This window comes from Rhodococcus sp. ARC_M6 (genome assembly GCF_022810305.1).
Classification (GTDB): Bacteria; Actinomycetota; Actinomycetes; order Mycobacteriales; family Mycobacteriaceae; genus Rhodococcus_F.
Genome location: NZ_JALGQH010000085.1, coordinates 1 through 488, shown reverse-complemented (window position 1 = coordinate 488; position 488 = coordinate 1). Strand labels below are relative to the sequence as shown.

The 488-nt window shown below is 60.2% G+C and carries 2 protein-coding genes; both read left to right on the top strand.

Annotation, left to right across the window (positions count from 1 at the left end):
• Positions 1 to 184: DUF742 domain-containing protein (locus MTX36_RS29490; RefSeq protein WP_243623206.1), on the top strand; the 184-nt coding region annotated here is incomplete at its 5' end.
• A partial coding sequence (locus MTX36_RS29485; RefSeq protein ID WP_243623205.1) for an ATP/GTP-binding protein occupies positions 165 to 488 on the top strand: 324 nt, incomplete at its 3' end. The genes MTX36_RS29490 and MTX36_RS29485, both read left to right, overlap by 20 nt.

The following is a 488-nucleotide window of genomic DNA, read 5'->3' as shown; positions in this document are numbered from 1 at the left end:
GCGAATCTCCATCGCGGAAATCGCTGCGCACCTTGCTGTTCCGATCGGGGTTGCACGGGTTCTGGTGGCGGATCTCGTCGTCGCCGGGGCGTTGGAAGTACAAGCCACTCTGCGAAGCGATGCGACCAGCGTCGAGCGCCGCGAATTGATCGAAAGGACCCTCAGTGGACTTCGGGCACTCTGACGCACCGTCTCGCGTCAAATCGACAAAAATCGTGATCGCCGGAGGATTCGGCGTCGGAAAGACAACTCTGGTGGGAACGGTCTCCGAGATCGTCCCTCTGCGAACCGAAGCCATGGTCACCGATGCCAGTGACGGTATCGATCACCTCGGTGCTACTCCGAACAAGGACACCACAACGGTGGCAATGGATTTCGGTCGCATCACGCTGGCCGACGACCTGGTTCTCTATCTGTTCGGAACACCGGGTCAGCGGCGCTTCTGGTTCATGTGGGACGACCTCATCACCGGCGCTATCGGGGCAGTC